Source organism: Uniformispora flossi (genome assembly GCF_049534875.1).
Lineage (GTDB): Bacteria > Actinomycetota > Actinomycetes > Streptomycetales > Streptomycetaceae > Yinghuangia > Yinghuangia aomiensis.
This window is the reverse complement of the sequence record NZ_JBMULZ010000003.1, coordinates 536256-560222: the sequence shown is the minus strand read 5'-3', so window position 1 is coordinate 560222 and position 23967 is coordinate 536256. Positions and strand designations below refer to the sequence as shown.

14 protein-coding genes are annotated in these 23967 nt (G+C 74.2%); 7 read left to right on the top strand and 7 right to left on the bottom strand.

The window, feature by feature from the left end:
- Positions 1-60 precede the first annotated feature (60 nt).
- The 7 genes from ACPA54_RS09685 to ACPA54_RS09655 all read right to left on the bottom strand — a co-directional run bounded on the left by ACPA54_RS09685 (position 61) and on the right by ACPA54_RS09655 (position 13253).
- Positions 61-1524, bottom strand: coding sequence for a glycosyltransferase (locus ACPA54_RS09685; protein ID WP_423528263.1), 1464 nt, complete (start codon positions 1522-1524; stop codon positions 61-63).
- Positions 1521-4607, bottom strand: a complete 3087-nt coding sequence (locus ACPA54_RS09680; RefSeq protein WP_423528262.1) for a glycosyltransferase family protein — start codon at positions 4605-4607, stop codon at positions 1521-1523. Before ACPA54_RS09680 ends, ACPA54_RS09685 begins: the two co-directional genes overlap by 4 nt.
- Positions 4607-8050 carry a glycosyltransferase gene (locus ACPA54_RS09675; RefSeq protein ID WP_423528261.1) on the bottom strand — a complete coding sequence of 1148 codons (3444 nt, stop codon included), beginning with the start codon at positions 8048-8050 and terminating at the stop codon, positions 4607-4609. The genes ACPA54_RS09680 and ACPA54_RS09675 overlap by 1 nt, the downstream gene beginning before the upstream one ends.
- Positions 8050-9516, bottom strand: a complete 1467-nt coding sequence (locus ACPA54_RS09670) for a glycosyltransferase family 4 protein (RefSeq protein WP_423528260.1) — start codon at positions 9514-9516, stop codon at positions 8050-8052. The genes ACPA54_RS09675 and ACPA54_RS09670 overlap by 1 nt, the downstream gene beginning before the upstream one ends.
- Positions 9517-9610: 94 nt before the next feature.
- Positions 9611-10888, bottom strand: coding sequence for a glycosyltransferase family protein (locus ACPA54_RS09665; RefSeq protein ID WP_423528259.1), 1278 nt, complete (start codon positions 10886-10888; stop codon positions 9611-9613).
- 26 nt (positions 10889-10914) lie between these two features.
- A complete protein-coding gene (locus ACPA54_RS09660; protein WP_423528258.1) occupies positions 10915-12129 on the bottom strand; it encodes a glycosyltransferase family 4 protein in 1215 nt (404 codons plus the stop codon).
- A complete protein-coding gene (locus tag ACPA54_RS09655; protein WP_423528257.1) occupies positions 12126-13253 on the bottom strand; it encodes a glycosyltransferase family 2 protein in 1128 nt (375 codons plus the stop codon). The genes ACPA54_RS09660 and ACPA54_RS09655 overlap by 4 nt, the downstream gene beginning before the upstream one ends.
- A 202-nt stretch (positions 13254-13455) precedes the next feature.
- Between ACPA54_RS09655 and ACPA54_RS09650 the strand changes: the two genes are divergently transcribed.
- The 7 genes from ACPA54_RS09650 (at position 13456) to ACPA54_RS09620 (ending at position 23888) form a co-directional block, all read left to right on the top strand.
- Positions 13456-14967 carry an LCP family protein gene (locus ACPA54_RS09650; RefSeq protein WP_423528256.1) on the top strand — a complete coding sequence of 504 codons (1512 nt, stop codon included), beginning with the start codon at positions 13456-13458 and terminating at the stop codon, positions 14965-14967.
- 174 nt (positions 14968-15141) lie between these two features.
- A complete protein-coding gene (locus ACPA54_RS09645) occupies positions 15142-16554 on the top strand; it encodes an LCP family protein (protein WP_423528255.1) in 1413 nt (470 codons plus the stop codon).
- Positions 16555-16597: 43 nt separating this feature from the next.
- Positions 16598-18448 (top strand): HSP90 family protein, encoded by a 1851-nt coding sequence (locus ACPA54_RS09640; RefSeq protein WP_423528254.1) that lies wholly within the window; start codon positions 16598-16600, stop codon positions 18446-18448.
- On the top strand, positions 18445-21363 hold the full coding sequence (locus ACPA54_RS09635; RefSeq protein ID WP_423528253.1) for a hypothetical protein: 2919 nt from the start codon (positions 18445-18447) through the stop codon (positions 21361-21363). The genes ACPA54_RS09640 and ACPA54_RS09635 overlap by 4 nt, the downstream gene beginning before the upstream one ends.
- 190 nt (positions 21364-21553) lie before the next feature.
- Positions 21554-22879, top strand: a complete 1326-nt coding sequence (locus ACPA54_RS09630) for a UDP-glucose dehydrogenase family protein (RefSeq protein WP_423528252.1) — start codon at positions 21554-21556, stop codon at positions 22877-22879.
- A gap of 86 nt (positions 22880-22965) precedes the next feature.
- Complete coding sequence (locus ACPA54_RS09625) at positions 22966-23397, top strand: CoA-binding protein (protein ID WP_423528251.1); 432 nt, start codon at positions 22966-22968, stop codon at positions 23395-23397.
- Between the two features lie 74 nt (positions 23398-23471).
- The gene (locus ACPA54_RS09620) at positions 23472-23888 is read left to right on the top strand and encodes a CoA-binding protein (protein ID WP_423528250.1); all 417 of its coding nucleotides are present in this window, start codon (positions 23472-23474) and stop codon (positions 23886-23888) included.
- Positions 23889-23967: the final 79 nt, after the last annotated feature.

The window sequence follows — 23967 nt, the reverse complement described above, 5'->3', positions numbered from 1 at the left end:
GTCGACCGCGCTTCGGCTATGCGCCGGCCGCAGGCGACCGGCTGGTTGGACGACGGAAAATCACTCCGTCTCGGCGAACGAGCGGCGGCCCGAAAGGTGTTGAGGGCGCCGTCCGGCCAACCCCGCGTAAAGGCCCACCAAGATCTCCGCCTGGCCCTCCCAGGAGTTCTCCGCGAGCAACTCGTCCGTGTACGCCGCGGCGTAGGCCGCCGGGTCGGCGAGCACCCTCCCGGCCGCCTTCGCGAACGCCTCCGCGTCCCGTTCGCGCAGCCCGGCGTCGGCCGCCTCGTCGGTGGCGCGAACCGCGAACACCTCGCCGCAGCCCAGCTCCACGGTCTTCCGCGCCATCGCCTCGACGTCCGACACGACCATCGGAAGTCGGGCGTGCATGTACTCGTAGTACTTGGTGATCAAGGCGATTTCGTGGTTGACCGTGTGCAGGATCGGGATCACTCCGGCGGTCGCCGACGCCAGATATGCGGGCACCTCGTGAGGGGCCACATAGGGCGCGGTGTGCATCCGATCGCCCACGCCAAGTTCACCCGCACGTGCGACCAACGAACGAACGTACGCGTCGCGCTCGTCACCGCACACGACCGCCAGATGCACGCCCTCCAGCAGCGGCAGCGCCTCCACCGCGACGTCCACCCCGCGCGCCGGGGACAGCGCGCCGCTGTAGACCAGCAGCGGCACCCCGTCGGCGAGCCCGAGCACGGCGCGCAGCGACGGCGCACCGCCGCCCGGCGCCGGATCCAGTCCGATCATCGGTGCGTTGGCCACGACCGTCGGGCGTTCCGGCAGCCGGTACTTGCGCATCAGCATGTCCGCGAGCACCCCGGACACCGTCGCGACGGCGTCCGCGCGGCGGACGAACTCCCTTTCCAGACCTGTGTAGGCGAGCTTGCGCTGGGTGGGCATGAACACGCCGTCGACGAATTCGTGCGCGTCGTAGACGACCTTGGGGCGCACGCCGCCGGACCGTTCGATGCGGTCGGCGATGCGGACCCCGATGCCCGGCGTGTGCATGTCGTGGGCGTGGATGACGTCGGGGCGGAACTCCTCCACGACGGCGCTCCACGCGTCTTCGAGCAGCAGCAGGTGCCGGGCGGTGCGCCGCCAATCGCCGTCGCGGATGTAGACCTTCCACAAGGCCTCTTTGGCTTTGCCCTTCAGCCCCGGACCGCCCGTGCCCGGCTCCTTGACGCTCTTCATGAGCCGCCGCCGCGCCTTGTAGTCCATACGCGTCGCGAAACTCGCCGCCCGCAGCAGCCTGATCCGCGCGGCCGAGCCGTGATGCCGGGCGAGTTCGCCGGCCTTGAGCCGGAAGCGGTTGGACAGGCCGGTGCGCACCACGGCGGCCGCCCCGATGTGCGTCGTCCGGGCAGGGCTGCCGGGCGCGTTCGGGTCGTAGCCGACGAGGAGCACGTCGAACCCGGCCTCGGCGGCGGAATAAGCCACCTTCTGCACGCGGGAGTCGCGGGTGATGTCGTTGGCGACGAGCATCGCCACCCGTGGGGGGCTCATTGCGCGGCTCGCGGCGTCGCTCCCAGGAAGCGCGCGAGGACCTCGGCGCTGCGCGTGCCGTCGTGGTGCTCGCGCACGTAGGCGGGGCCGCGCGCGGCGATCCGGCGGGCGGCGTCCCGTTCCGCGACGACGCGCTCGAGTTCGTCGCGGAGTGTGTCCGGGTCGGCGTTGACGATCGGCAAGCCGTCGGGCAGGTACTGGGTGACGGACTCGTGCAGGTAGCACAGCGTGACCCGGCCGGCGGCGAGGGCCTGCACGGACATGACGCCGTACGCGCCGAACACGAACTGGTCCAGCACGATGTCCGCGTCGGCGAGCACCGCGGGCATGTCGGCGTGCGACACGCCCTTGATGCGGCGGTACTCGATCAGCCCGGCGTCGTGGAGTTCCTCGACGACCGGCTCGATCAACGCGGTGCCCTTGGTGAACGGGCTCGACGGGGCGTGCACGACGACCGGCCGGTCGCGCTCCAGCGGGACGCGGTCGGACGCCCAGAGCCCCGGGTCGACGACGACGGGCAGCCAGTCGGCGCCCGGGACGTCGTGCAGCAGGTCGGGCGTGGACACGAACTTCGGCAGGTCCAGGTCCCGGACGACCGGCCCCAGCCGGTCGACCTTGCTCTGCAGCGCCCGGGTCAGCTCGTGATCGGGGTCGAACGGCGAGAACGGCACCCGCTCGCGCTGCGCGGCCGGGTCGCGGATCTCCGACCCGTGGAACGCGAGCGCGAGGGCGATCCCGGCGGCGTCCAGCTCGGTGAGGTCGAAGTTGGCCCACGGGCCGTTCAGGCGGCCGAACGGCGGCATCGCGCACTCGGCGAGGACGTGCGAGAAGTTGTCCAGGACGTAGGCGAGTTGCCGCAGCTGCCAGGTGCGGGACAGCCAGTCGTCGGTGGAGATGGCGTGGTCGGCGTCGTACCCGAAGCTGTTGCCGGAACTGAGCGCGAACGTTTCGGTGTCCACTCCGGGGATGTGCGTGCGCACGGCCCGCGCCCACTCGCGGCCTTGCCCCGCGGTGTTGGTGGGACCGACGGCGAGGCGCGTGCCGGTGCGGGTGACGGGGGCGGTTTCGACGGAGCGGGCGTCGGCCACACGGGCTTCGGTTTGCGGCGCGAAGGCGTCGCGGTAGGGCGCGTACGCCTCCGCGCAGCGGTCCGTCCACCCGGGGTCGGCGGCGGCCGCCGACCACACGCCCTGCCGGACCTGGGCGAGCCGGCGGCGCGCGAACTTGCGGCGGATCCCGGTGACGAACCCGCCCCCGTCCAACGCGGCGACGTCGGCCCGGGCGAGGGAGATGTCGGCCGCGGTCTCGGGGTCGACGGGCACGTTGACGACCCGCAGAACGCCTTCGCCCTCGGCGGTCACCGACGTCGACACCTCGGCGGCCTCGGCCGGGACGGCGAGGAGGACGTAGTTGCCGCGCTCGGCGAGCGCCCGGCTGTGCTCGAGCGGCACGCTGCCGGGCTCGAGCGGGGTTTCGGCGGTGAGGAGGACGCGGGGGAGGGTGGGTCGGACGGCGGTGGGGTCGACCCGGGTGGCGCGGGCGCGCGGGCGCTCGTCGAGGATCGGGAGGAGAGCTTCGAGGTCGTCGGCCGGGCCTGAAGGGGAGTCGGCGGGCGGAGTGGCGGCGACGAGGTCGGCGGCCAGGTCGAAATCGGCCGCGGCGGGGACGGCGTCCAGGAGTTCGGCCACGTCGGGGGCCGCGGCGGAGTCGGAGAGCGCCCGAGTGGTGTCGTTCGGGTCGGTGGAACCCGACTCGGGCAGCGCGGCGTCCGCCGTCGATGGAGTGGCGGCGGAGCCCTCGGCGCTGTCGTGATCACGGGGGGCAGAGGGCGTGGCGGCGTCTTCGTCGCTCGCCGTGTCGGCGTCGCGAGCCGCGAGATCGGCAACGGCCGCCGCAGCCGCGGCGGCGACATCGTCGGCGGAAGCCGGCTCCGCCGGGTCGCCCAAGGCGTCGACGCCCGCACCGCTCTCGGCACCTGCGGGCTCTGTCTCCGCAGCGGCCTTCGACCCGCTGGCCGGCGACCCCACGGCGGCATCGGCCAGGAACGACGTGGCCACCGAAGGCCTCTTGGTGTCGTGGTGGTCGGCCACCGCCGCATCGGCCGCCCGCGCGCCGGCCGCGTGGCCGGCGGGGTCGCCGAGCGAGTCCGCGCCGTCGGCCGTCTCGCCAAGCGGGTCGACGACCGCGCCCGCCTCACGGTGACCGGCGCCGGACTCCGCGCCGGCCGCGGCGCGCTCGTCGGCGGACTCACGGTCCCGATCGTCCGCGGTCGGCGGCGTGGTCTCGGCCTGCTCGCCCGTGAGCGTGTCGCCCGTCGGCGCAGCCGCCTCCGCAGGGGAACCGTCAGGGGCGGCAGGCACTGCAGCGGCAGGGACTGCAGGGGCCGAGCCCACCGGGGAGCTCCCGGCGGCGTCGGCCGGTCCGCCGGCAAGGACGGAACCCGCGCCGTCCCCACCGGGGGTGGCGTCCCCCGCGGGCGTCGTGCCTTCGGCCGCCGCCGTCTCGGCGACCGCCTCCGCCGTCTTCCGCTTGCTCGGCGCGCGCGTCCCCGGACGTCGGCCGGTGCGCGTGGCACTCGTCGCCGGCTCGGGTGTTTCCTCGGTCTTCGGAGCGGTAGCCGCGGGCGCGTCGGCGACCTTGGCCTTCGGAGTCCGACGCGCCGACTTCGACTCCCCCGGCTCCCTCGACTCCCCCGGCTCCCCCGGCCCCGCAGCCGCCGTCTTCCGCGGGGCTCGCTTCGCCCGCTTCGCCGGGGCCGGAACCTCGGTATCCGCCGTCGCCTTGCGGGTGCGGCGGGGCTTGGCGGGGGCCGGCGTGCCGGACTCCGCCGCCACCCCTGCGGCATCCGGGGTGCCGTTCGTGGACTCGGCGGCAGCCGACGGCTCCTCCGGTGCCGCCCGCTTCCGGCTCCGTCGCGGCTTCGCCTTCGCCGCGGCGACCGCCGACGGGCTGGACGCGTTCTCCGTGGCGACAACCTCCGGCGCGGTCCCCCCCGCGGTCTCCCCCACCGCGACCGCCGCCCTCCCTGTCGAGGTGTCCTGCGCGGCGTCCGTGCCCGTGACGACGGATTCCGTATCGGCCATCAGAACTCTCCCTGGGTGGTGCGGTGATGCCGGGCGAGAAACGGCGCGAGGGCCGCGGCAGAGCGCCGGCCATCGTGGTAGCTGCTCGCGAATCCCGGCCCTTGAGCGGCCAGTTCGCGGGCGTGATCGCGATCGTCGAGGACCGATTCCAAGACGCCGCGGAGGGTGGACGGAGTGGCGTCGAGCTGCGGCAAGGCGCCGTCGTAGCGTTCCCGCACGCGGGGCGCGGCATGCCCGACGACCAGGCGCCCCGCGGCCATCGCCTGCGCCGCGAGCACGCCGACGTTCCCGATCGCCAGCTGGTCGATCACCACATCCGCGTCCGCGACCAGCGCGGGCATGTCGGAGGGCCGCACGTCGGCCGCCCGCCGGTATTCGACCAGCCCCCGCGCCGCGAAGTCCCCCACCACGGCGTCGATCAGTGCCGAACTCTTGAGCGTGCCGCGCGACGGCGCGTGCAGGACGACCGGCCGGTCCCGGGTCAGCGGCTCCGGGCCCGGGCGCCAGATCCCGGTGTCCACGGCCACCGGCAGCCACACGGCGTGCGGCCACCGGTCGAGGACGAAGTCGAGCAGGTCCGGTGTCGACACGAACACCGGCCCGTCCCAGTCGGCGAGGTCGGCCATCCGGGCGTCGTAACGGGGCTGGAGTTCGCGCGCGAGCGCCCCGTTCGGGTCGGTGAACGGCGATTCCGGGTACAGCTCGCGGTGCCGCCGTGGGTCGCGGACGTCCGAGCCGTGGAACACCAGCCCCACGGCCACTCCCGCCTCGCGCAGCGCCCGGGTGTCGCCCGACGCGTGCCCGCTCCGTGCCGCCCGTCCGGTCAACGGCAGCCCGGACTCCAGGAGCACGTGCGTGGCCTGTGCCGCCACATGTCGGCGCAAGGCGAGGTGCACGCCGGCGGACTCCCAGCCCGCCGCGCTGAGATACCGGTCGGCCGGGAACCGCAGCGGGCCTTCGCGGTGCAGGGCGACGACCTCGGTCCGCGCCCCGGCGACGTACCGCTCCACCGCCTGCGCCCACGCCCAGCCCTGTCCGGCCATGTTCGCGGGTCCGACCACGAGATACGGGTCGCCTCCGGCGCGGGAGACCTGCGGCCGCGGCGCCACCACGGACAACTCCGCGGCCGCGAGCACCCCGCCCGCGGCGCCGCCGTGCACGACGTCCGCCCGCCCGCTCACCGCGCGCTCCAGCACGCGCAGCGCGCGGCGGACATCGCGGTCGGTGCCGAAGCCGTCGTCGTCCGATGCCGGGCGGTGGTACTCGATCCGTACGCCGCCGCGCGCCGCCACATGGGATGCCGTCAGCAGCGCCACCGCATCGCACGCGTGGATCACCTGCGGCCGCAGCTCGTCGAGGACCGGGCGCAACGCCGCCTCGGCGTCGAAGGCTTCGGGCAACGCGGCACGTCGGCCGAGCGCCGGGGCCAGCATGTGCAGCCGCTTCCCCGGACGTCCCGCGACCGCCTTGCGCAGCGCGGTCGCCGCCCCCGGCACCTGCGCGGCGACGCCGCCCGGGTCGGCGGCGAGGAACGCCGCATAGGTGCGCGCCGCCCGCGCCTGCACCGGGTCCGTGCCGCGGCGTCGGTCCCGCCCCGCCGCCACGGTCCGCGCCGCCGGGACGGCCAGCACCTGTGTGCCGTCCGCCCACGCGCTCGCGCCGAGTCCGCCGGGGTCGGGCGCCAGCAGCACCGTGTCGAAGCCGGACGCACCCACCTGCCGCGCGAGTTCGCGCACTTCGGCACGATCCGTGCCGGCCGGGTTGCCCACGAGCACGACCGCGCGCGGCCCGGCTTCCGCCAGCCCGGCCGCGTCGTCGAGGCTCCGCGGCTCCCGGCCCGCCGCCGCGGCGTCGGCCGCGGGCGCGGGCTCGGCCGTGCCCCCGCCCGAGGCGAACCCCGCCGCGCCCGAGCGGATTTCCCGGGCGAGCGTCCGGCCGTCCCGGGCCGTCGGCGCGAGCCCGGTCAGCCGTTCGTACAGCGCGGCGACGTTGTCCGCCTGCCGCTCCCACGCGTGCTCGTCCAGGAACCCGTCGGCCGCATAGGGCTTCACGTACCGCGACCGGTCGGCCAGCACCCGCTGCACCGCCTCGGCCAGGCGGCGCGCGTCGCCCGCCGGGAACACCTCGCCGCAGCCGAGATCGCGGGTGAACGCTGCCATCGTCCGCACGTCGGAGACGACGATCGGCAGGCCCGCATACATGTACTCGTAGTACTTCGTGATCAACGAGATCTCGTGGTTCGGCAGATGCCGCAGCGGGATCACGCCGACGGTCGCGGTGGCGAGGTGGTCGACGACCTCGTCCGGTTCGACGTAGGGCACGAAGTGGAACCGGTCGGCGACGCCCAGGTCCGCGACCCGCGCTTCGAGTTCCGCGAAGTACGGCCGCCGGTCCCCCGCGACCACCACCGCATGCGCGTCCGGCAGGTACACCAGCGCCTCGGCCAGCGTGTCCACCCCGCGCTCCGGCGCCAGCCACCCGGAGTACACCAGCACCGGGACGTCGTCCGGCAGTCCCGCCGCGCCGCGCACCCCGCGGCCACCGTGGCCGGTCGGCCGGGCCAGGCGCGGCGCGTTGGCGGCGACCGTCGGGCGCACCGGCAGCGCGTAGCGTTCCTGCAGCAGGTCGGCGAGGGTGTCGGAGACGGTGACCACACCGTCGGTGCGGGCGACGAGTTCGCGTTCGAGGCCGACGTAGCCGGCCTTCTGCACCGGATCCGGGTAGCCCGCGCCCGCCACGAACTCCTGCGCGTCGTAGATCATGACCGCGTCGCGGCCCGCGCGCCGGGCGCGTTCGACGGCGCGCACGCCCACGGCGAGCGCCGTGATGTCCTGGGCGTGCACGATCGCCGGTTCGAGCGCGTCGATCTCGGGTCCGAACGCGGCTTCGAAGTCGGCCAGTTGCGGCTGGGTGGCGCGCCATCCCGCGCCCGGCGCCAGCCACCGGTACGCGACCGCGCGCGCCGCCGCCCCCGGCCGGTCCACGCGCGCCAGGCGCGCGGCGTGCCGCCGGGTCGCCTCGCGCCGGAGCATGTGCCGGGCGCGCGCCGCGGTCACGCCCGCGCTCCGCACGCCGTACCGGAGCATCCCGCCCGGGTCGGCGGCCAAGTCGCGGCGCAGGAAGTTCACCGCGGCCCGGTCGGCGACCTCGTCGTCGCGGCTCGCGAAGCCGATCCGGCCGAGCAGGCCGCGCAGCCGCCGGGCCTTGCGGTACGGCGCGACGACGGCGGGCACCGGCACACGCACGACCGCCGCCGCGCCGCGCTCCGGATCGCCGAGCGTGGTCACTTCGCGCGCCGCGGTGCGCGAGCGCCCCAGGACGACCACGTCCCAGCCGCGTTCCGCCATGTCCAGCGCGAGCTTCTGGATCCGCGAGTCGCCGGTGATCCAGTTCATGCGCAGCAGGACCAGGCGGGGTGCGGGCCGGTCGGCGCGGGTGGGCATCAGGACACCAGCCGTCCGTACAGGTCGAGCAGCGCCGGGACTTGCGCTTCCCAGGTGTTGCGGGCCAGGAGGTCGCCGTCGTACGGCTTGGTGTAGCGCGACGGGTCGGCGAGTACCGCGCGGACCGCGGCGGCGAACGCGGCGGCGTCGCCGGCCGGGAACACTTCGCCGATGCCGTGGTCGCGGGTGAAGGCGCCGACGGTGCGCAGGTCGGAGACCACGAGCGGCAGCCGCGCGTTCAGATACTCGTAGTACTTACTCGGGAGGGACAGTTCGTAGTTCGGCGAGTGCAGCGAGGTGACGATGCCGATCGTGCCGGCCGCGAGGTGGGCGACGACCTGGTCGGGGGCGACGTAGGGCAGCACGTGCAGCCGGTTGCCGACGCCGAGTGCGGTGGCGCGTTCGACCAGCGCGTCGACGTAGCCGTTGCGGGCGGTCACCATCGCGAGGTGCACGTCGGGCAGGTCCGGCAGGGCGGCGACCGCGGTGCCGAGGCCGCGTTCCGGCGCGGTCATCCCGGCGTAGACGAGCAGCGGCACGTCCGCGCCCAGTCCGGCCGCGGCGCGCACGTCCGGCACGGGTTCGGCGGTGCTCGACGCGAGTTCGGCGACCGTCGGCGCGTTGCACACCACCGTGGGGCGCACCGGGAGCCGGTGATCGGCGGCGAGGAGGTCGGCGATCGCGTCGGAGACCGTGACGACGCCGTCGGCGAGGGGGATGTACTTGCGTTCCTGGGCGCTCATCGCGGGGCGGAAGGCGGGGTCGCCGGGGCGGTCCCAGCCCGCGATGTACTCGTGCGCGTCGTAGACGATCTTGACCGGGCTTCCGGCCGCCCGGAGTTTGAGCGCGGAGCGGGTGACCAGCCCGATGGTGTCGAAGTCGTGCGCGTGCAGGAGGTCGGGCCGGAGTTCAGCGATGACCGGGGCGAACGCGGTGTCGAAGTCGACGAGTTGCGGCTGGGTGCGCCACGCGCCGCCGTCCCGGCCGACGCCCGCGGCGAGCCGGTCGCGGGCACCGGGCTCCGCCGCCTTGGCCGCGGCGCGCTGGTAGAGCCTGCGGCGTGCCTCGATCCAGTAGCCGCGCGTGCGGTCCGCGGCGGCAAGGCCGGTGACCCGCAGCCGGCCGCGCAGGTCGCCGCCGCGCAGGGCGAGGAGGCGGCGTTCCACGTCGAGGTCGGCACGCAAGGCGCGGCGGGCGTCGACGCGCATGCGGGCTTGTTCGCCGGAGCGGTAGCCGAGTCTTCCGGCCAGGCCCCGCGGCGGGTTGTCCTTGCGGTAACTCTGCGCGGTCATCCGCAGCGGCACCCGGACGACCCGGGCGGGGCCCAGGGGGTATTCCTCGCGGACGGTGCCGCGCGCACGTCCCAGCAGCACGACGTCCCACCCGGCTTCGGCCGCGGAGCGGGCGGTTTTCTGGACGCGGGAATCCCCGTCGATGTGGTTGGTCACGACCATGACGGCGAGCACGCGGCCAGTGTGCCACGCACACCGGCCCGTACCCGGGGGCTCGGATCGGGGTGTCGCGGGGGTGTCGCGGGTGTGGTGGGGCCTGTTCCCGTGCTCAGCCGCGCTTCCGCAGGTTGCCCAGTTCGCGCATTTTCACCCGTGCGTGTCTGCGGACACCGTCGGCTCGGCGTAGCAGCAGGTGCAGACGGGGGTGTTCCTCGACCCGGTCACGCAGCGTGCGCGGCGGCACCGTGTCGGCGACGGATCCGTGCCGGCCGAGGGCCCGGCGCAGCCGGGACACTTCGGCGTCGAGCGCGACGAGGCGGCCGCGGCCCTCGACGACCGCCCAGTCGGGCCGGTCGCCGACCACCTTGACGGGGGGTGCGAGGTAGGCGTCGAGCAACTGCCCGGACACCCGCGCCGCGTCGTGCCGCTTGGCGGCCCAGGCCGCCGATTCGCCGCGCAGCCGGGCGCGCCGGTCCGGGTCGGCGGCGAGGCCGCGCACGACGTCGCCGAGGTCGGCGCCGGTCGCCTCGACGACGGGGCAGCCGGGCACCCGGGCGCGGTTGCGTTCGTGGACGTGGCCGAGCGCGATCGCGCCGCACGCCATCGCTTCGACGGCGACCATGCCGTGGTCGCCGATGGTGAGGCTGTCCACGACCAGGTCGGCACGCCGGAACGCGTCCTTCACCTGACTGTGCGTCAATCCGGAGAGCGGCCGGTACTCGACGATGCCGGCGTCGTGCAGCGGGCGCAATGCGGCGTCGACCAGGTGCGAGCCTTTCGTGGCGCGCTTGGACGGCAGGTGAACGACGACCGGCACCTCCGGCTCGGGTCCGCGGTCGGTCGCCCACGCCGCCGCGTCGATCGCCAGCGGCACCAGCTCGGCGTCGGGCACGTAGTCGAGCAGGCCGGGCGTGGAGACGAACATCCGGTCGCAGTGCCGCCGGGCGATCTCCACCAGGGCGTGGATCCGCGGCTCGTCGACGACGGCGTCCTTCAGGTACGAGTCGGGCTCGCGCGCCATGTGCACGCTGCGCAGCCGCACGTCCGAGCCGTGCCAGTGCATGAAGACCTTCTTGCCGAGCGAGCGCAGCAGCGGCAGGTCCCACAGGGCGGGCAGCAGGGGCTCGTGGGCGTTGAGGAGCGAACGGCCGTACTGGAAGTGGAAGACGTCGAAACCGCGCACGGCCCGGTCGAGGACGTCCCACCGGTACGCCGGATCGGCGAGCAGCCGGTCCGCGTCCCACACCCGGTCCGGCACCAGGCCGAACGCGGGCTCGCCGAAGCTCCACACTTCGGCTTCCACGCCGAGCGGGCGGATCCCGCGGGCCCAGGTGCCGGGCTGTCCGGCGATGTCGCGTGGGGCGTAGAGAACCCGAAGTGGCGTCATGGCGCTGGGTCTTCCGTGTGCGGTGGTCAGGCGGTGCGGCCGGCCCCGAGGCGTGCGTACACGCCGGTCAGCGTCGCGGCGTCGTGCTCCCAGCTCAGCCGGGGCTCGGCGGCGCGGACGTTCGCGGTCAGCTCGGGATAACGTTCGCACGCTTCGCGCACCGCGGCGGCCAACGACGCGGCATCACCCGGGCGGTACAGCGTGCCCAGGCCGTGCTCGCGGACCACCCGGGCGAGTTCGCGCACGTCCGTGGCGACCACCGGGACCCCGGCGCGCACCGCGTGGAACAGCTTGTTCGGCATCGCCAGCCGGTGGTTCTCCCACCGGTCCGAGTGCGTGACCAGCGCCAGGCCGGTGCGGCGCAGCAGCGCGTCGACCTCGTCGACCGGCAGCGCGGCCTCCACCGCCACCGGGCCGCGGTCGAGTTCGCCGAGGTACGTGTCGTCGGCGGGTCCGACCAGCGTGACGTCCAGCCCCGGCAGGTCGCGGGCGGCGGCGACGATCGTCTCGATCTCCCGGTACGGCGCGATCCGTCCGGCGTAGACCGCGCCGGTGGGCCGGTCCGGCAGCGGTACGGCGGCGGCCGCGGTGCCGCGGGGGAAGGTGTTGTGCACGACGGAGACGTGCCGCCACCCGTAGCGCCCGCGCAGCGCGTTCGCGACGCCTTCGCCGACGGTCAGCACCGCGGCGGCCTCGCGCCCGAGTTCGCCTTCGATGCGGGCTTCGCGGGCGGCGAGGAGCGGGGTGGGTCGGCCGACGCGGGGCCGGCCGCTCCACAGTTCGTGGCTGTCGTAGACCAGCGGCACGCCGCGCTGGCGGGCGAGTTCGGCGCCCAGGACGAGGGTGTTGAAGTCGTGCGCGTGCACCGCGTCGAACACCCGGTCGGCGGCGTCCCGCCGGGCCGAGCGGGTCCAGGCGGCGAACGCGGACGCGCGGTGCTGCGGCAGCAGCATCCAGCGCGCCGCGCGCCGGTACGGCGGCATGGGTCCCTGCGGCGCGGCCGGGGTGCCCGGAGGCGCGCCGGTGGGCGCCGGGCCGCCGCCGAGCGCGGCCCGGGAGGTGGCGAACACCGACGCCCCGTCGGCCGACGACACGGTGACGCCGGGCGGCGGCAGCCAGTCGCCGGGCACGCCGCGCCCGATGATGTGCACGTCGTGCCCGGCGGCGGCAAGCGTCGCGGCTTCCCGCACCACCCGGGTGTCGGTGGCGACCGTCGTGATGACGAGCATCAGGACGTTCACCGCGGGTCGGGCTCCAACGCGGCGGGACCGGGTTCCGCGTCGCGCGGCGCGGGCGTCTTCGGGACGGGGATGCCCGCCGCCTTCACGTGCTCGGCGAGCGCGCGCGGGCTGGTCAGGAAGCCGAGGCCCCACGACCCGTGCATGGCGGCCAGCGCGACCGGAAGCCGTACCCATGCCCCCGGCTTGAGGCCGCGGCCTTCCCACGCGGCACCCGCGAGGATGCCCGCCGCGTATCCGGCCGGCAGCACGAACGCGGGCCGGTACCCGGCGGTTCCGGCGACCAGGCCGCCCACGACGCCGACCAGCGCGGCGGGGGCCGCGAGGTAGCGCGGGTTGACCGAGCCCTTGTGGTAGCGGGTGACCACGCGGCGCCAACGGCCGTAGTTGTAGTACTGCTTCGCGAGCGCCTTGACGGTCGGCCGGGGCCGGTAGGAGACCCGCAGCTCCGGCGAGAACCAGATCAGGTGGCCCTCCTGCCGGATGCGGTAGTTCAGCTCCCAGTCCTGCGCACGGATGAATTCCTCGTTGTAGCCGCCGAGCTTGTCCAGCACGTCGCGGCGGAACACGCCGAGGTACACGGTGTCCGAGGGTCCCGCGCCGCCGCCGGTGTGGAAGCGGGCGTTGCCGACGCCGAGTTTGGACGTCATCGCGCGGGCGACCGCGTCCTCGAACGCGGTGGTGCCTTCGGCGTGCATGATGCCGCCGACGTTGGCCGCGCCGGTGTCGCTCAGCAGGGCGACGGCGGTGCGCACGTAGTCGGGCGGCAGGATGCCGTGGCCGTCGACGCGCACCACCACGGGATGGCGGGCGGCTTCGATCGCGGCGTTGAGCGCGCTGGGCGTGCGGCCGCTCGGGTTGGCCACGGTGCGGACGCGCGGATCGGCGGCCGCGAGGCGGGCCGCGATGGCGTCGGTGTCGTCGGTCGACGGGCCGAGGGCGATGACGAGTTCGAGGTCGCCGTCGTAGTCCTGGGTGAGGGCGCGGCTCACCGCCTCTTCAAGGTGGCGGGCCTCGTTCAGGACCGGCATCACGATCGACACCGCGGGCGCGGGCGGCAGCGGCGGCAGGTCCCCGGGGCGGGCGGAGGCGGGCGCGCCGGACGCTTCGTTGGGATTCGGGTTCATCGGGACCCGAGCGTACTGCCCGCCGGGGGTGTGCGGGCCACCGCGGCGGGATATCCGGAGCTGCGCATTCCGGAGAAGCCGGGAATCCGCAGGTCCGCTACGGCGGCCCGTCCGGCGCGTCGCTCCGGCGCCCGCCCGGAACGTCGTCCTAAGGTGGAAATTCCGCGTTCCGAAGGCCGGATCAGGAGGGGGCAGGGCAGCGATGGCGACGCGCAGTACGGCGGCGGGCCGTCCCGCCGCGCCCCCGGCCCGGCGTCGCCGCTGGCCGATGACCCTGGCCGGGATGGTGGCAGCGCTGGTGCTGGTGACCAGCGGCGTCGGCTGGGCGTGGGTGAAGTACCTGGACGGGAAGATCGACCGGGTCGACCCGTTCGCCGGCCTCGACGACCGGCCGGACGGCGCCACCGGCGGCACCACGTTCCTCATCGTCGGCACCGACAGCCGCGAAGGCGTCTCCAAGGAGCGCCTGAACGAACTGCACGCGGGCGGCGAAGCCTGCGACTGCACCGACACGATGATCCTGGTCCACCTCAACGCCAAGCGCGACCAGGCGACGATGGTGAGCATCCCGCGCGACAGCTATGTGACCTTCCCGGCGCACAAGGACAAGGGGTCCGGCCGGGACGTGGGCGAGTCCAAGGGCAAGATCAACGCCGCGTACACGCTCGGCGGCCGCAACCTGGCCGTCGCCACCGTGGAGAAGGCGACCAACGTCCGGATCGACCACTACATAGAGGTCAACTTCCTGTCGTTCGTGAGTGTCGTCGACGAGATCGGCGGGGTGGACATGTGCACCCCTATCCCCCTGAAAGACCCCAAATCGGGCCTCGACCTGCCCGCCGGAACCACGCACCTGGACGGGGTCCAGGCGCTGCAGTACGTGCGCGCCCGCCACATCAGCAGCGACCCCACCGGCGACATCGGCCGGACGCAGCGCCAGCAGAAGTTCATGACCCAGGTCCTGGCCCGCGCCACGGGCACCGGCACGCTGGCGAACCCGGTCAAGCTCAAGGGCGTCCTCGACGCCGTGCTCGGGTCGATCAAGGTCGACGAAGGACTGAGCGCCCAAGGGCTGCTCGACCTCGGCACCAAGCTCAAGGGCCTTTCCAGCTCCGGTATCACCTACGCGCAGATCCCCCTCAAGACCATGGACTACCAGGTCAAGGACTGGGGTTCGACGGTGCTGTGGGACGACGCCGGTTCGCGCGCGCTGTTCGACGCGATGCGCAACGACCAAGACGTGACCAACCCGGGCAAGTCTCCGGCAGGCAAGTCGCCCTCCCCCGCCCCCGCGGGCCCGGCCCCGGTCGCCGTCGACGTCGCCCCCGCGGACGTCTACCTCCAGGTCTACAACGGCACGACGCAGCCGGGCCTCGGCGGCAAGGCCTACGACGGCCTCGCGCAGCAGGGCTTCAAGATGAGCGGCGCCGCCCGCGCGGGCCAGCAGATCGGCATCTCCGACGCGGTCCAGACGGTGATCCGGTACGACCCGCGCTGGGACCGCTCGGTCCGCAGCGTCGCGGCCGCGCTGCCGGGCGCCGAACTCAAGCCGGTGGACGGCCTGGGCCGGACCATCGAGGTCGTCGTCGGCTCGTCGTTCACCGGGGTCACGCCGGTGGCGGCGGCCGAGAAGCCCGCGTCGACGACCCCCGGCGGCGGGGCGCCGAGCCCGGCGTACACCACGACGACGGGCGACAAGGTCGTCTGCAAGTAAGGGCGCGGTGCGCGTACGAGCCGGGGGCGCACCGGGCCCGGGCGCAAATCGCGCACAACTCGCCTTTTGGCCGAGGTCGCGAATCGGACACACCTGTACCAACCCCGCCACAGAACCGCACCGATACGCTCCGAGGTTTGCCCCCCGCCCGCGGGCGATGGCAGGTTCGTACGCATGAACGCATGGCCGCCCGGCTGGGCCGAGGACGACGCACGCCGCCCCGGAGGACACTCCGCCGGGCCCGCCGGCACGCCCGGCCCCGACCCCGCGTCGGTGCCGCCGCGTGCCCCGCACGGAAATCCCATATCCCCGCCCGGGACGCTCCCGAGCCGTCCCGCGGGGACCATCCCGGCGGGCGGCGGCACTCCGCCGCAGCCGCCGCCCTACGGCACCCAGTCGCCACCGCCGGGCTTCCCGCCCGACGCGCAGCCCACCGCCGTCCTGCCGCCGGATCCGGGCGCCTATCCCCCGCAGCCGGTGTTCGACGCCCCGGGCAGCCCGGTGCAGACCCCGCCCCGCCCGTACCCCGGGCCGGACGGGCCGGACGGCCCCGGCGGCCCGCCCGGCCCCGACGGTCCCGGCGGTCCGGGAGGTCCGCGGACCCCGGGCAGGAAGCCGAACTGGAAGAAGCGGATCCTCGTCGGCACCGTCGTCTTCCTGGTGCTCGTCCTGGCCTTCCTGACCGGCACCTACTTCTGGCTCGACTCGAAGATCCGGCACCAGGACGTCCTGCAGGACTACCAGGGCCGCCCCGCCGCCACCGCCGGCACCACCTGGCTGATCGTCGGTTCGGACAGCCGCGAAGGCATGTCCGACGCGGACAAGAAGAAGCTCCGCACCGGCAGCGCGGACGGCAAGCGCACCGACTCGATGATGCTGCTGCACAAGGGCGCGGGCGGCACGTCGCTGATCAGCCTGCCGCGCGACTCGTGGGTGCAGATCCCCGCGTACGACGAGGGCAAGACCCATGTGAAGGCGCAGAAGAACAAGCTCAACGCGGCCTTCTCGCTGGGCGGCGCACCGCTGCTGGTGCGCACCGTCGAAATGGCCACCGGCATGCGCCTCGACCACTACGCCGAGGTCGGCTTCGACGGCTTCGTGGGCATCGTCGACTCGCTCGGCGGCGTGGACATGTGCCTGGACAAGCCGATCAAGGACGAGAAGTCCGGCGCCGACCTGCCGGCCGGCTGCCAGAGCCTCGACGGCGGCCAGGCGCTGTCGTTCGTGCGCGCCCGCTACTTCGACCCGTCGTCCGACCTCGGCCGGATGAAGCGCCAGCAGCAGTTCCTCTCGGCGCTCGCCAAGAAGGCGAAGTCTCCGTCGGTGCTGCTCAACCCGTTCAAGGGCTTCCCGATGGCGGACGCGAGCCTGAGCGCGGTCATCGTCGACGACGACACCGGCCTTTTCGACCTGTACGACCTGTTCAAGGACATGGGCACGCTGACCGGCGGCGAAGGCGGCACGGTGACCGTCCCGATCAAGAACCCGAACTACCAAACCAGCGCGGGATCCTCGGTGCTGTGGGACGACACCAAGGCCAAGGCGCTGTTCGACGCGCTGCGCAACGGCGATCCGATTCCGCGCTAACCCGGTGGCTGGCGGCAACCGCCGTCGGCCATCATCGTGAGCCATGAGCGACGCCGCCCCGACCCGGGCTCCCCTCGACGACCACACCTTCCAGGTCGACCTGCGCGGCTTGGTCGACCTGCTGTCCCACCACCTGTATTCGAGTCCCCGGGTCTACCTGCGCGAATTGCTGCAGAACGGCGTCGACGCCATCACCGCCCGCCGCAAGGCGGACCCCGCGGCACCCGCGGCGATCCGTCTCACCGCGGCGGGCGGCACCCTGCGCGTCGAGGACACCGGCGTCGGCCTGACCGAAGCCGACGTGCACCGCTTCCTGGCCACGATCGGCCGCAGCTCGAAACGCGGCGAACTCGAATCGGCCCGCCGCGACTACCTCGGCCAGTTCGGCATCGGCCTGCTCGCCTGCTTCGTGGTGGCCGACGAGATCACCGTGGTGACCCGCTCCGCCGCCGACCCGGATGCCGCGCCGGTCGAGTGGCGGGCCGGCGCGGACGGCCGCTACACCGTCCGCACCCTCCCGCACGACGCGCGCCCGGACCCGGGCACCACCGTGCTCCTCGCCCCGCGCCGCGGCAGCGAGGAATGGTTCGCCGCCGACCGGGTCGTCGCACTCGCCCGGGACTTCGGCGCGCTGCTGCCGTACGACACCGCCGTCGCCGACGACGCGGGCACCGTCCACCCGGTCACCGACACCCCCGCGGTGTGGGAGCGCGGGTACCCGAACCCGGACGCCCGCCGCGCCGCGCTCGCGCAGTACTGCGACAACGTCCTCGGCTTCCGCCCGCTGGACATGATCGACCTCGACGTGCCGCTCGCCGGCGTCCGCGGCACCGCCTTCGTCCTGCCCTCCGCGGTCAGCCCCGCCATGCGCGGGAAGCACCGCGTGCACCTCAAGGGCATGCTGCTCACCGAGTCCGCCGACACGCTGCTGCCGGACTGGGCGTTCTTCGTGCGGTGCGCGGTCGACACCGAGGCGCTGCGGCCCACCGCGTCGCGCGAGAACCTCTACGACGACGAGGCGCTGGCCGCCGTCCGCGACGCGCTCGGCGCGGCCATCCGCGACTGGCTCACCGGCCTCGCCGCCCGCGACCCGGAACGCCTCGGCCGGTTCCTCGCCGTGCACCACCTCGGCGTCAAGGCGATGGCCCGGCACGACGACGACCTGCTCGACCTCATGCTGCCGTGGCTGCCCTTCGAGACCACCGACGGCCACCTCGGGCTCGACGAGTTCGTCCGCCGGCACCGCGTCGTGCACCTCACCGACTCGGTCGAGGAGTTCCGGCAGATCGCCCCGATCGCCGCCGCGGCCGGCCTCGGCGTGGTGAACGGCGGCTACACCTACGACGCCGACCTGGTGCGCCGCCTCCCCGACCTGCGCCCCGGCACCGTCGTCGACTCCCTCGACCCGGACACCGTGACCGCGTACCTGGACCCGGTCGACCCGTCCGTCGAACTCGCCGCCGGGACCTTCCTCGGCCACGCCCGCACCGTCCTCGACCCGCTCTCCTGCGAAGCCTCGCTGCGCGCCTTCCACCCCGTCACGGTGCCCGCGCTGCTCCTCGACGGCCGCGACGAACGCGGCGAACGGGCCCGCGCCCAGGCCGAATCCGAGGCCTCGGACGCGGGGGACGCGCTGTGGGCCGGCATCCTCGGCGCGCTGCGCGGCAGCGCACCGCGCGCCCGACTGGTACTCAACCACCTCAATCCGCTGGTCCGCCGCGTCCTGACCGTCGGCGACCCGGACCTCGCACGCACTACCGTCGAAGGCTTGTACGGCCAAGCGCTGCTGCTCAGCCGCCGCCCGCTCACCGCCGCGGAAAGCGCGCTGCTGAACCGGTCGTTCCTCGGCCTGCTGGAACGCGCCGTGCACGAGACCGCGAACGACGACAAGTGACGGGGGCCGCAGACATGTACGACGAGGTCATCGACGACGCCACGTTCGAGCGCGCCCGCGCCGAAGTCCGCGACCGGCCCTACGGCGTCGCCCGCAGCGCGGCCGCCGAGGCCCTCCTGGCCGCCGCCGAACGCCTGGGCGGCACCCCGCTGGTCGCCGCAGCGCTGCTGGAGACGATCGTCGCCTACAACTACGGCGGCGAATCCCCCAAGAGCGCGGTCTCCATGGGCCGCCTGCTGCGCCTATATGACGAGCAGCCGGGCGAGTTCTCCCCAGGGCTCACGCACGGCGTCTACTGGCACCTGAAGTGGGTCACGTCGTCGCTCCTCGCGGCGCCGGAGGTGCCGCTCACCACGATCCGGTCGTTCCTCGACGACATGGAGCGCCGCTTCCGCACCGCCGGACACAGCATGCGTCCGGTGCACAAATGCCGCTTCTACCTGGCCGACCACACCGGCGACAAGGCGGGCGCCGCAGCCGAGTTCGCCGCCTGGATGGCCGCCGACCGGGATTCGCTGACCGACTGCGACGCGTGCGAACGCCGCGAGCAGGGCCGCTGGCTCGCCGAACAAGGCGACGACGAAGGGGCCTTGGAGATCTTCGAGCCGACACTGTCGGGCATGCGCACGTGCGCCGAAGAGCCGCAGATCACCATCGCCGACTCCCTGCTGCCGCTGACCCGCCTCGGGCGGCTCGACGAAGCCCGCACCAACCACCTGCGCGGCTACCGGCTGGTCCGCGGCTCGGTCAGCACCTACGCGAGCGTCGGAAGGCACATCGAATTCTGCGCGCTCACCGGCAACGAGGGCCGCGGCGTGGAGATCACCGCGGCGCACCGGACGTGGCTGGCCTCCCCTGCCGCCGACGCGGACGTGCATCTGGCCTTCCTGGGCGGTGTCGGCGTGCTGCTGCGGCGCCTGGTCGCGCTGGGCCGCGGCGGTATGCGGGTCGCCGGTGTGCCCGGCACGGACGGAACGGCGGCCGAACTGCTGGCGCTGGTCGAGCGCGACGCGTTCGCGCTCGCCGCCCGCTTCGACGCCCGCAACGGCTCGGGCTTCGTCAGCGGCCAACTCCGCACCCGGCTGGCCGCCAAGCCGGTCGTCGCCGCACTGCCGCTCGGCGTGCGGTCCGTCCTCGTCCCCACGCCGCGTCCCGCGGAACCGGCTCCGGAGGCCGGCACCAGTCTCGACGAACTCGCCGAGCGGGCCCGCGCATCGGTCAAGGCGGGCCACCCGGGCAGCCGCGCGGCGTGGGAGCTTTTCGCCGCGGCCGCGGCGGAGCGCGGCGCCGCCGTCACCGACCGGGACGCGGCAGACCTTGCCGACGCCCGCGCCATCGACTTGGTCAACTCCGGCGACCTGGCCGCCGGAATCGAACAACTCCGCATAGCGGCAGAGCTGTTCGCTGCCACCGACCGCCCCGGCCCGGCGCACGTCGCCCGCGCGCGGGCCGTCGTCTCGGTCCGCCATCCGGCCGCTCCGGAGGGCTTGTCCGCCGACTGGGCGCCCGGCCTCGACGCGACCACCGCCGATCTCGTCCACCTGGTCTCCCAAGGCCGCGCCGAACCGGCCGACTTGGTGTCGGTACTGGCGGCCCGCATGATGGCCGCGCGGTTGGCGTTCGCCACCGCGGAGGAAGAGACGCAGGCCGCCGCCCGAGCCGCCTACGAGGCCGAGACCGACCGGCTGGCCGCCGCGGCCGCCCACCATCGGCTGGGCCACCGCATCGCCGAAGCCGGTGAAGCCCGCGCGCACTTGGCGGTGGTCGACGGCGACCACCAGCGCGCCGAAGCCGAGCTCCGCGGCGCGCTCACCGCAGCCGCCGCGGCGGAGCGGCCTTGGGCCGCCGCCTCCACCGGGCGCCTGCTGGGCGGCTTTCTGCTCCACCACGGGGACGCCGCCGGCGCCGAAGAGGTCCTGCTCAGTGTCCTCGACGCGGCCCAAGGCCCCACCCACGATCCAACGCTGTACGCCGACGTGCTCGCTGCGCTGACCCGGGCGTCCGCCGTGAACGGCCGTCCGGCCGCCGCGGCGGAGTACGCCGCACTCGCCGCGCAGGAGTTCGACCGGCTCGGCGACCGGCTCGGCGCCGTGCAGTGCCGGGTCACCCTGGCAGCCCTGTTCAAGGACCTGGACCGCCCCGCCGACGCCGCCGCGATCCTCGAGGAGTCCCTGCCCGAGGTCGACGAACTCCTCGGCCCGGACGACGTGCTGCACAACCGGTGGATGCTGGGGACCTCCCTGTCCGCGGCGGGGCACGCCCTGGAGGCCGCCGACGTGCTGGTGGGCGCCGCCGCGCGGGCCGCCGCGCAGGACGCCGACCCGGGCATCCGCGCGACCCTCGCCGGCGAAGCCGCGCAGACCCTGGCCGTGGCGGAACGCCGCACCGAGGCCGGCGCGGCGTTCCCCGAGGCGATCCGGCTCGCGGGGGAGGCCGGCCGCCCCGGCGCGGCCGTCCGCCTCACCCGCGCCGCGGCCTGGAACCTCATCGACGGCCAGTACGACGACGGAGCCGACGAGGACGCCGCCCGTGCGAAGGTCGACGCCGGCCTGGCGAAATTCGCCGACGCCATGGCCCTCCTGGATGCCGCCGCCGAGGACGGCCCCGACCTGGACCGGGCGCACGAACGCACCGCCACCGAAGTCCAGTGGTCCCAGGCCCTGTGGATGGAGGACCGCAACGACGAGGCGCTCCGCATCGCCGACCGCGGCGCCACCCGGCTGGAGATCGGGCTGCCCCGGTTCGAAAGCCAGTACGCCCAACTGGTCACCGTCGCCGCCCGCGTCGAGAAGCACGAGTTCGGCATGCCCGAACTCGCCCGCTCCCGGGTGGACGCGGCCCTCCTCGTCGCCCGCACGCTGCGTGCCGCCGAGGCGGTGCGGACCCTGACCGAGCTGCGCGAGGAACTCGCCTAGGACACGCCCTGACGCCGGACGACCGAGGTTACCGTTCGGTAACCCCGGTTTTCCCGGCCCCGGCACCCCGCGAGTCCGCCGTGCTGCCCGGTACCGGCCGTGGCGGGCCGGCCGCGCGACTACGATTCCGGGAGGAAAACGGCCCGTCGGGGGCCGCCGCTCGATTTCGTTCGTCCCGTCAGGAGGCGGTGTGGCACCCGTGTCGCGCATCACCGTGATCGGCACCGGTTACCTGGGCGCGACCCACGCCGCGTGCATGGCCGAGCTGGGCTACGAGGTGCTCGGCGTCGACGTCGACCCCGACAAGGCGGCGATGCTCCAGGCCGGCACCCTCCCCTTCTACGAGCCCGGCCTGGAGGACCTGCTCGCCCCGCACCTGGCCTCCGGGCGGCTGCGCTTCACCACCTCCGCCGAGGAGGCCGCCGCGTTCGGCGAGGTGCACTTCCTGTGCGTCGGCACCCCGCAGCGCAAGGGCGAATTCGCCGCCGACACGAGCTACCTCGACGCCGCCGTCGACGCCCTCGCCCCGCACCTGGACCGGCCCTGCCTGGTGGTCGGCAAGTCCACCGTCCCGGTCGGCACCGCGGCACGCCTGGCCACCCGCATCGCCGAGCGCGCCCCCGTCGGAGACGCCGCGGAACTCGCCTGGAACCCCGAGTTCCTCCGCGAGGGCCACGCCATCGGCGACACGCTGCACCCGGACCGCCTGGTGGTCGGCGTGCGCTCCGAGACCGCCGAGGCCACGCTGCGCGAGGTGTACGCGCCGCTCATCGCCGAAGGCGTGCCGTTCCTGGTGACCGACTTCGCCACCTCCGAACTGGTCAAGGTGTCCGCGAACGCGTTCCTGTCCACCAAGATCTCGTTCATCAACGCGATGGCCGAGGTCTGCGAGGCGGCCGGCGCCGACGTGACCCAGCTGTCCCAGGCGCTCTCCTACGACCCGCGCATCGGCGGCCAGTTCCTCAACGCCGGCCTCGGCTTCGGCGGCGGCTGCCTGCCCAAGGACATCCGCGCCTTCATGGCCCGGGCCGGCGAGCTGGGCGTCGACCAGGCGCTCACCTTCCTGCGCGAGGTCGACGCGATCAACATGCGCCGCCGCTTCAAGATGGTCGACCTGGCCCGCGACGCGTGCGGCGGCGGGTTCCTCGGGCGCCGCGTCGCCGTCCTCGGCGCCGCGTTCAAGCCGGAGTCCGACGACATCCGCGACTCGCCCGCGCTCAACGTCGCCGCGCAGGTGCAGCTCCAGGGCGGCGACGTGACGGTCTACGACCCCAAGGCGGTCGACAACGCCCGCAAGATGTACCCCGGCCTCGCCTACGCCGACTCCGCCTTCGGCGCGGCCGCGGGGGCGCACGTCGTCCTCCATTTGACCGAATGGCGCGAGTTCCGGGAGATCGACCCCGCCGCGCTCGGCGAGGTGGTCGCCGAGCGCCGCGTCGTGGACGGCCGCAACGCCCTCGACGCCGACCGCTGGCGCGCCGCGGGCTGGACCTACCGGGCCCTCGGCCGCCCGTAGTCCCGCCCCGCTCCGCCGGGCCCCGCGTCCGCACCGGCCCCCTCCCCCGGGTGGTGGGACCGAGGCGACAGGGGCACGATGACCGCATGGCTTATGTCACCGACGGTGTCCTCACCGACGACGAAGCGATCCGCGACCTCATGGTCGTCCACCGCACGTGGGCGGTCGTCGGGCTGAGCACGAACATGGGGCGCCCCGCGTGGGGCGTCGCCGGGTTCCTGCAAGGCCACGACAAACGGATCGTGCCGGTGCACCCGAAAGCGGAAGCCGTGCACGGCGAGACCGGGTACGCGCTGCTGGAGGAGATCCCGTTCCCCGTCGACGTGGTCGACGTGTTCGTCAACGCCGAGCACGCCGAGCCGGTGACCGCGCAAGCGATCGCCATCGGGGCGAAAGCCATCTGGTATCAGCTCGGAGTCGTGAACCCGGACGCGATCAAGCTCGCGGTCGACGCGGGACTCCAGGTCGTCGTGGACCGCTGCCCCGCCATCGAGTGGCCGCGGTTGATCGGCGCCTGATCCGCACGGGCCCGCGATTCCCCCGGGAGGCTCCCCGGCCTCCGTCCCACCCTCCCCAACCTGAGGGGCACAGCATGCCGTACGGCGACGACGCGACCATCCGGCGCATCCTCTCCCACCGCACGTGGGCGGTGGTCGGCCTCAGCACCAACTCGCACCGCGCGGCGTTCGGCGTCGCCGCCCATCTCCAGCAGCTGGGCAAGCGCATCGTCCCGGTGCACCCCCGTGCCGAGACCGTGCACGGCGAAACCGGGTACCTCACCCTCGCCGACATCCCGTTCCCGGTCGACGTCGTGCAGGTCTTCGTCAACTCCGCGAAGGCCGGCGCCATCGCCGACCAGGCCGTGCAGATCGGCGCCAAGGCCGTGTGGTGCCAGCTCGACGTGATCGACCTGGCCGCCTACGAACGGACCACCGCCGCGGGCCTGGACATGGTCATGGACCGCTGCGCCGCCGTCACCATGCAGCGCATGTCGCTCACCAACGCCTGACCCCCGGCCCGACCGGCACCGGTCGGGCCGGGCACCGCACATCCGATGCACTCGGTGCATCCGGGACGTCGGGTGCGTC

Excerpts from the sequence above, each read along its gene's own strand:
- ACPA54_RS09625 (WP_423528251.1), top strand. The coding sequence starts at position 22,966 with ATGGCTTATGTCACCGACGGTGTCCTCACCGACGACGAAGCGATCCGC.
- ACPA54_RS09685 (WP_423528263.1), bottom strand. The coding sequence starts at position 1,524 with ATGAGCCCCCCACGGGTGGCGATGCTCGTCGCCAACGACATCACCCGC.
- ACPA54_RS09655 (WP_423528257.1), bottom strand. The coding sequence starts at position 13,253 with ATGAACCCGAATCCCAACGAAGCGTCCGGCGCGCCCGCCTCCGCCCGC.
- ACPA54_RS09680 (WP_423528262.1), bottom strand. The coding sequence starts at position 4,607 with ATGGCCGATACGGAATCCGTCGTCACGGGCACGGACGCCGCGCAGGAC.
- ACPA54_RS09650 (WP_423528256.1), top strand. The coding sequence starts at position 13,456 with ATGGCGACGCGCAGTACGGCGGCGGGCCGTCCCGCCGCGCCCCCGGCC.
- ACPA54_RS09620 (WP_423528250.1), top strand. The coding sequence starts at position 23,472 with ATGCCGTACGGCGACGACGCGACCATCCGGCGCATCCTCTCCCACCGC.
- ACPA54_RS09665 (WP_423528259.1), bottom strand. The coding sequence starts at position 10,888 with ATGACGCCACTTCGGGTTCTCTACGCCCCACGCGACATCGCCGGACAG.
- ACPA54_RS09675 (WP_423528261.1), bottom strand. The coding sequence starts at position 8,050 with ATGCCCACCCGCGCCGACCGGCCCGCACCCCGCCTGGTCCTGCTGCGC.
- ACPA54_RS09640 (WP_423528254.1), top strand. The coding sequence starts at position 16,598 with ATGAGCGACGCCGCCCCGACCCGGGCTCCCCTCGACGACCACACCTTC.
- ACPA54_RS09645 (WP_423528255.1), top strand. The coding sequence starts at position 15,142 with ATGAACGCATGGCCGCCCGGCTGGGCCGAGGACGACGCACGCCGCCCC.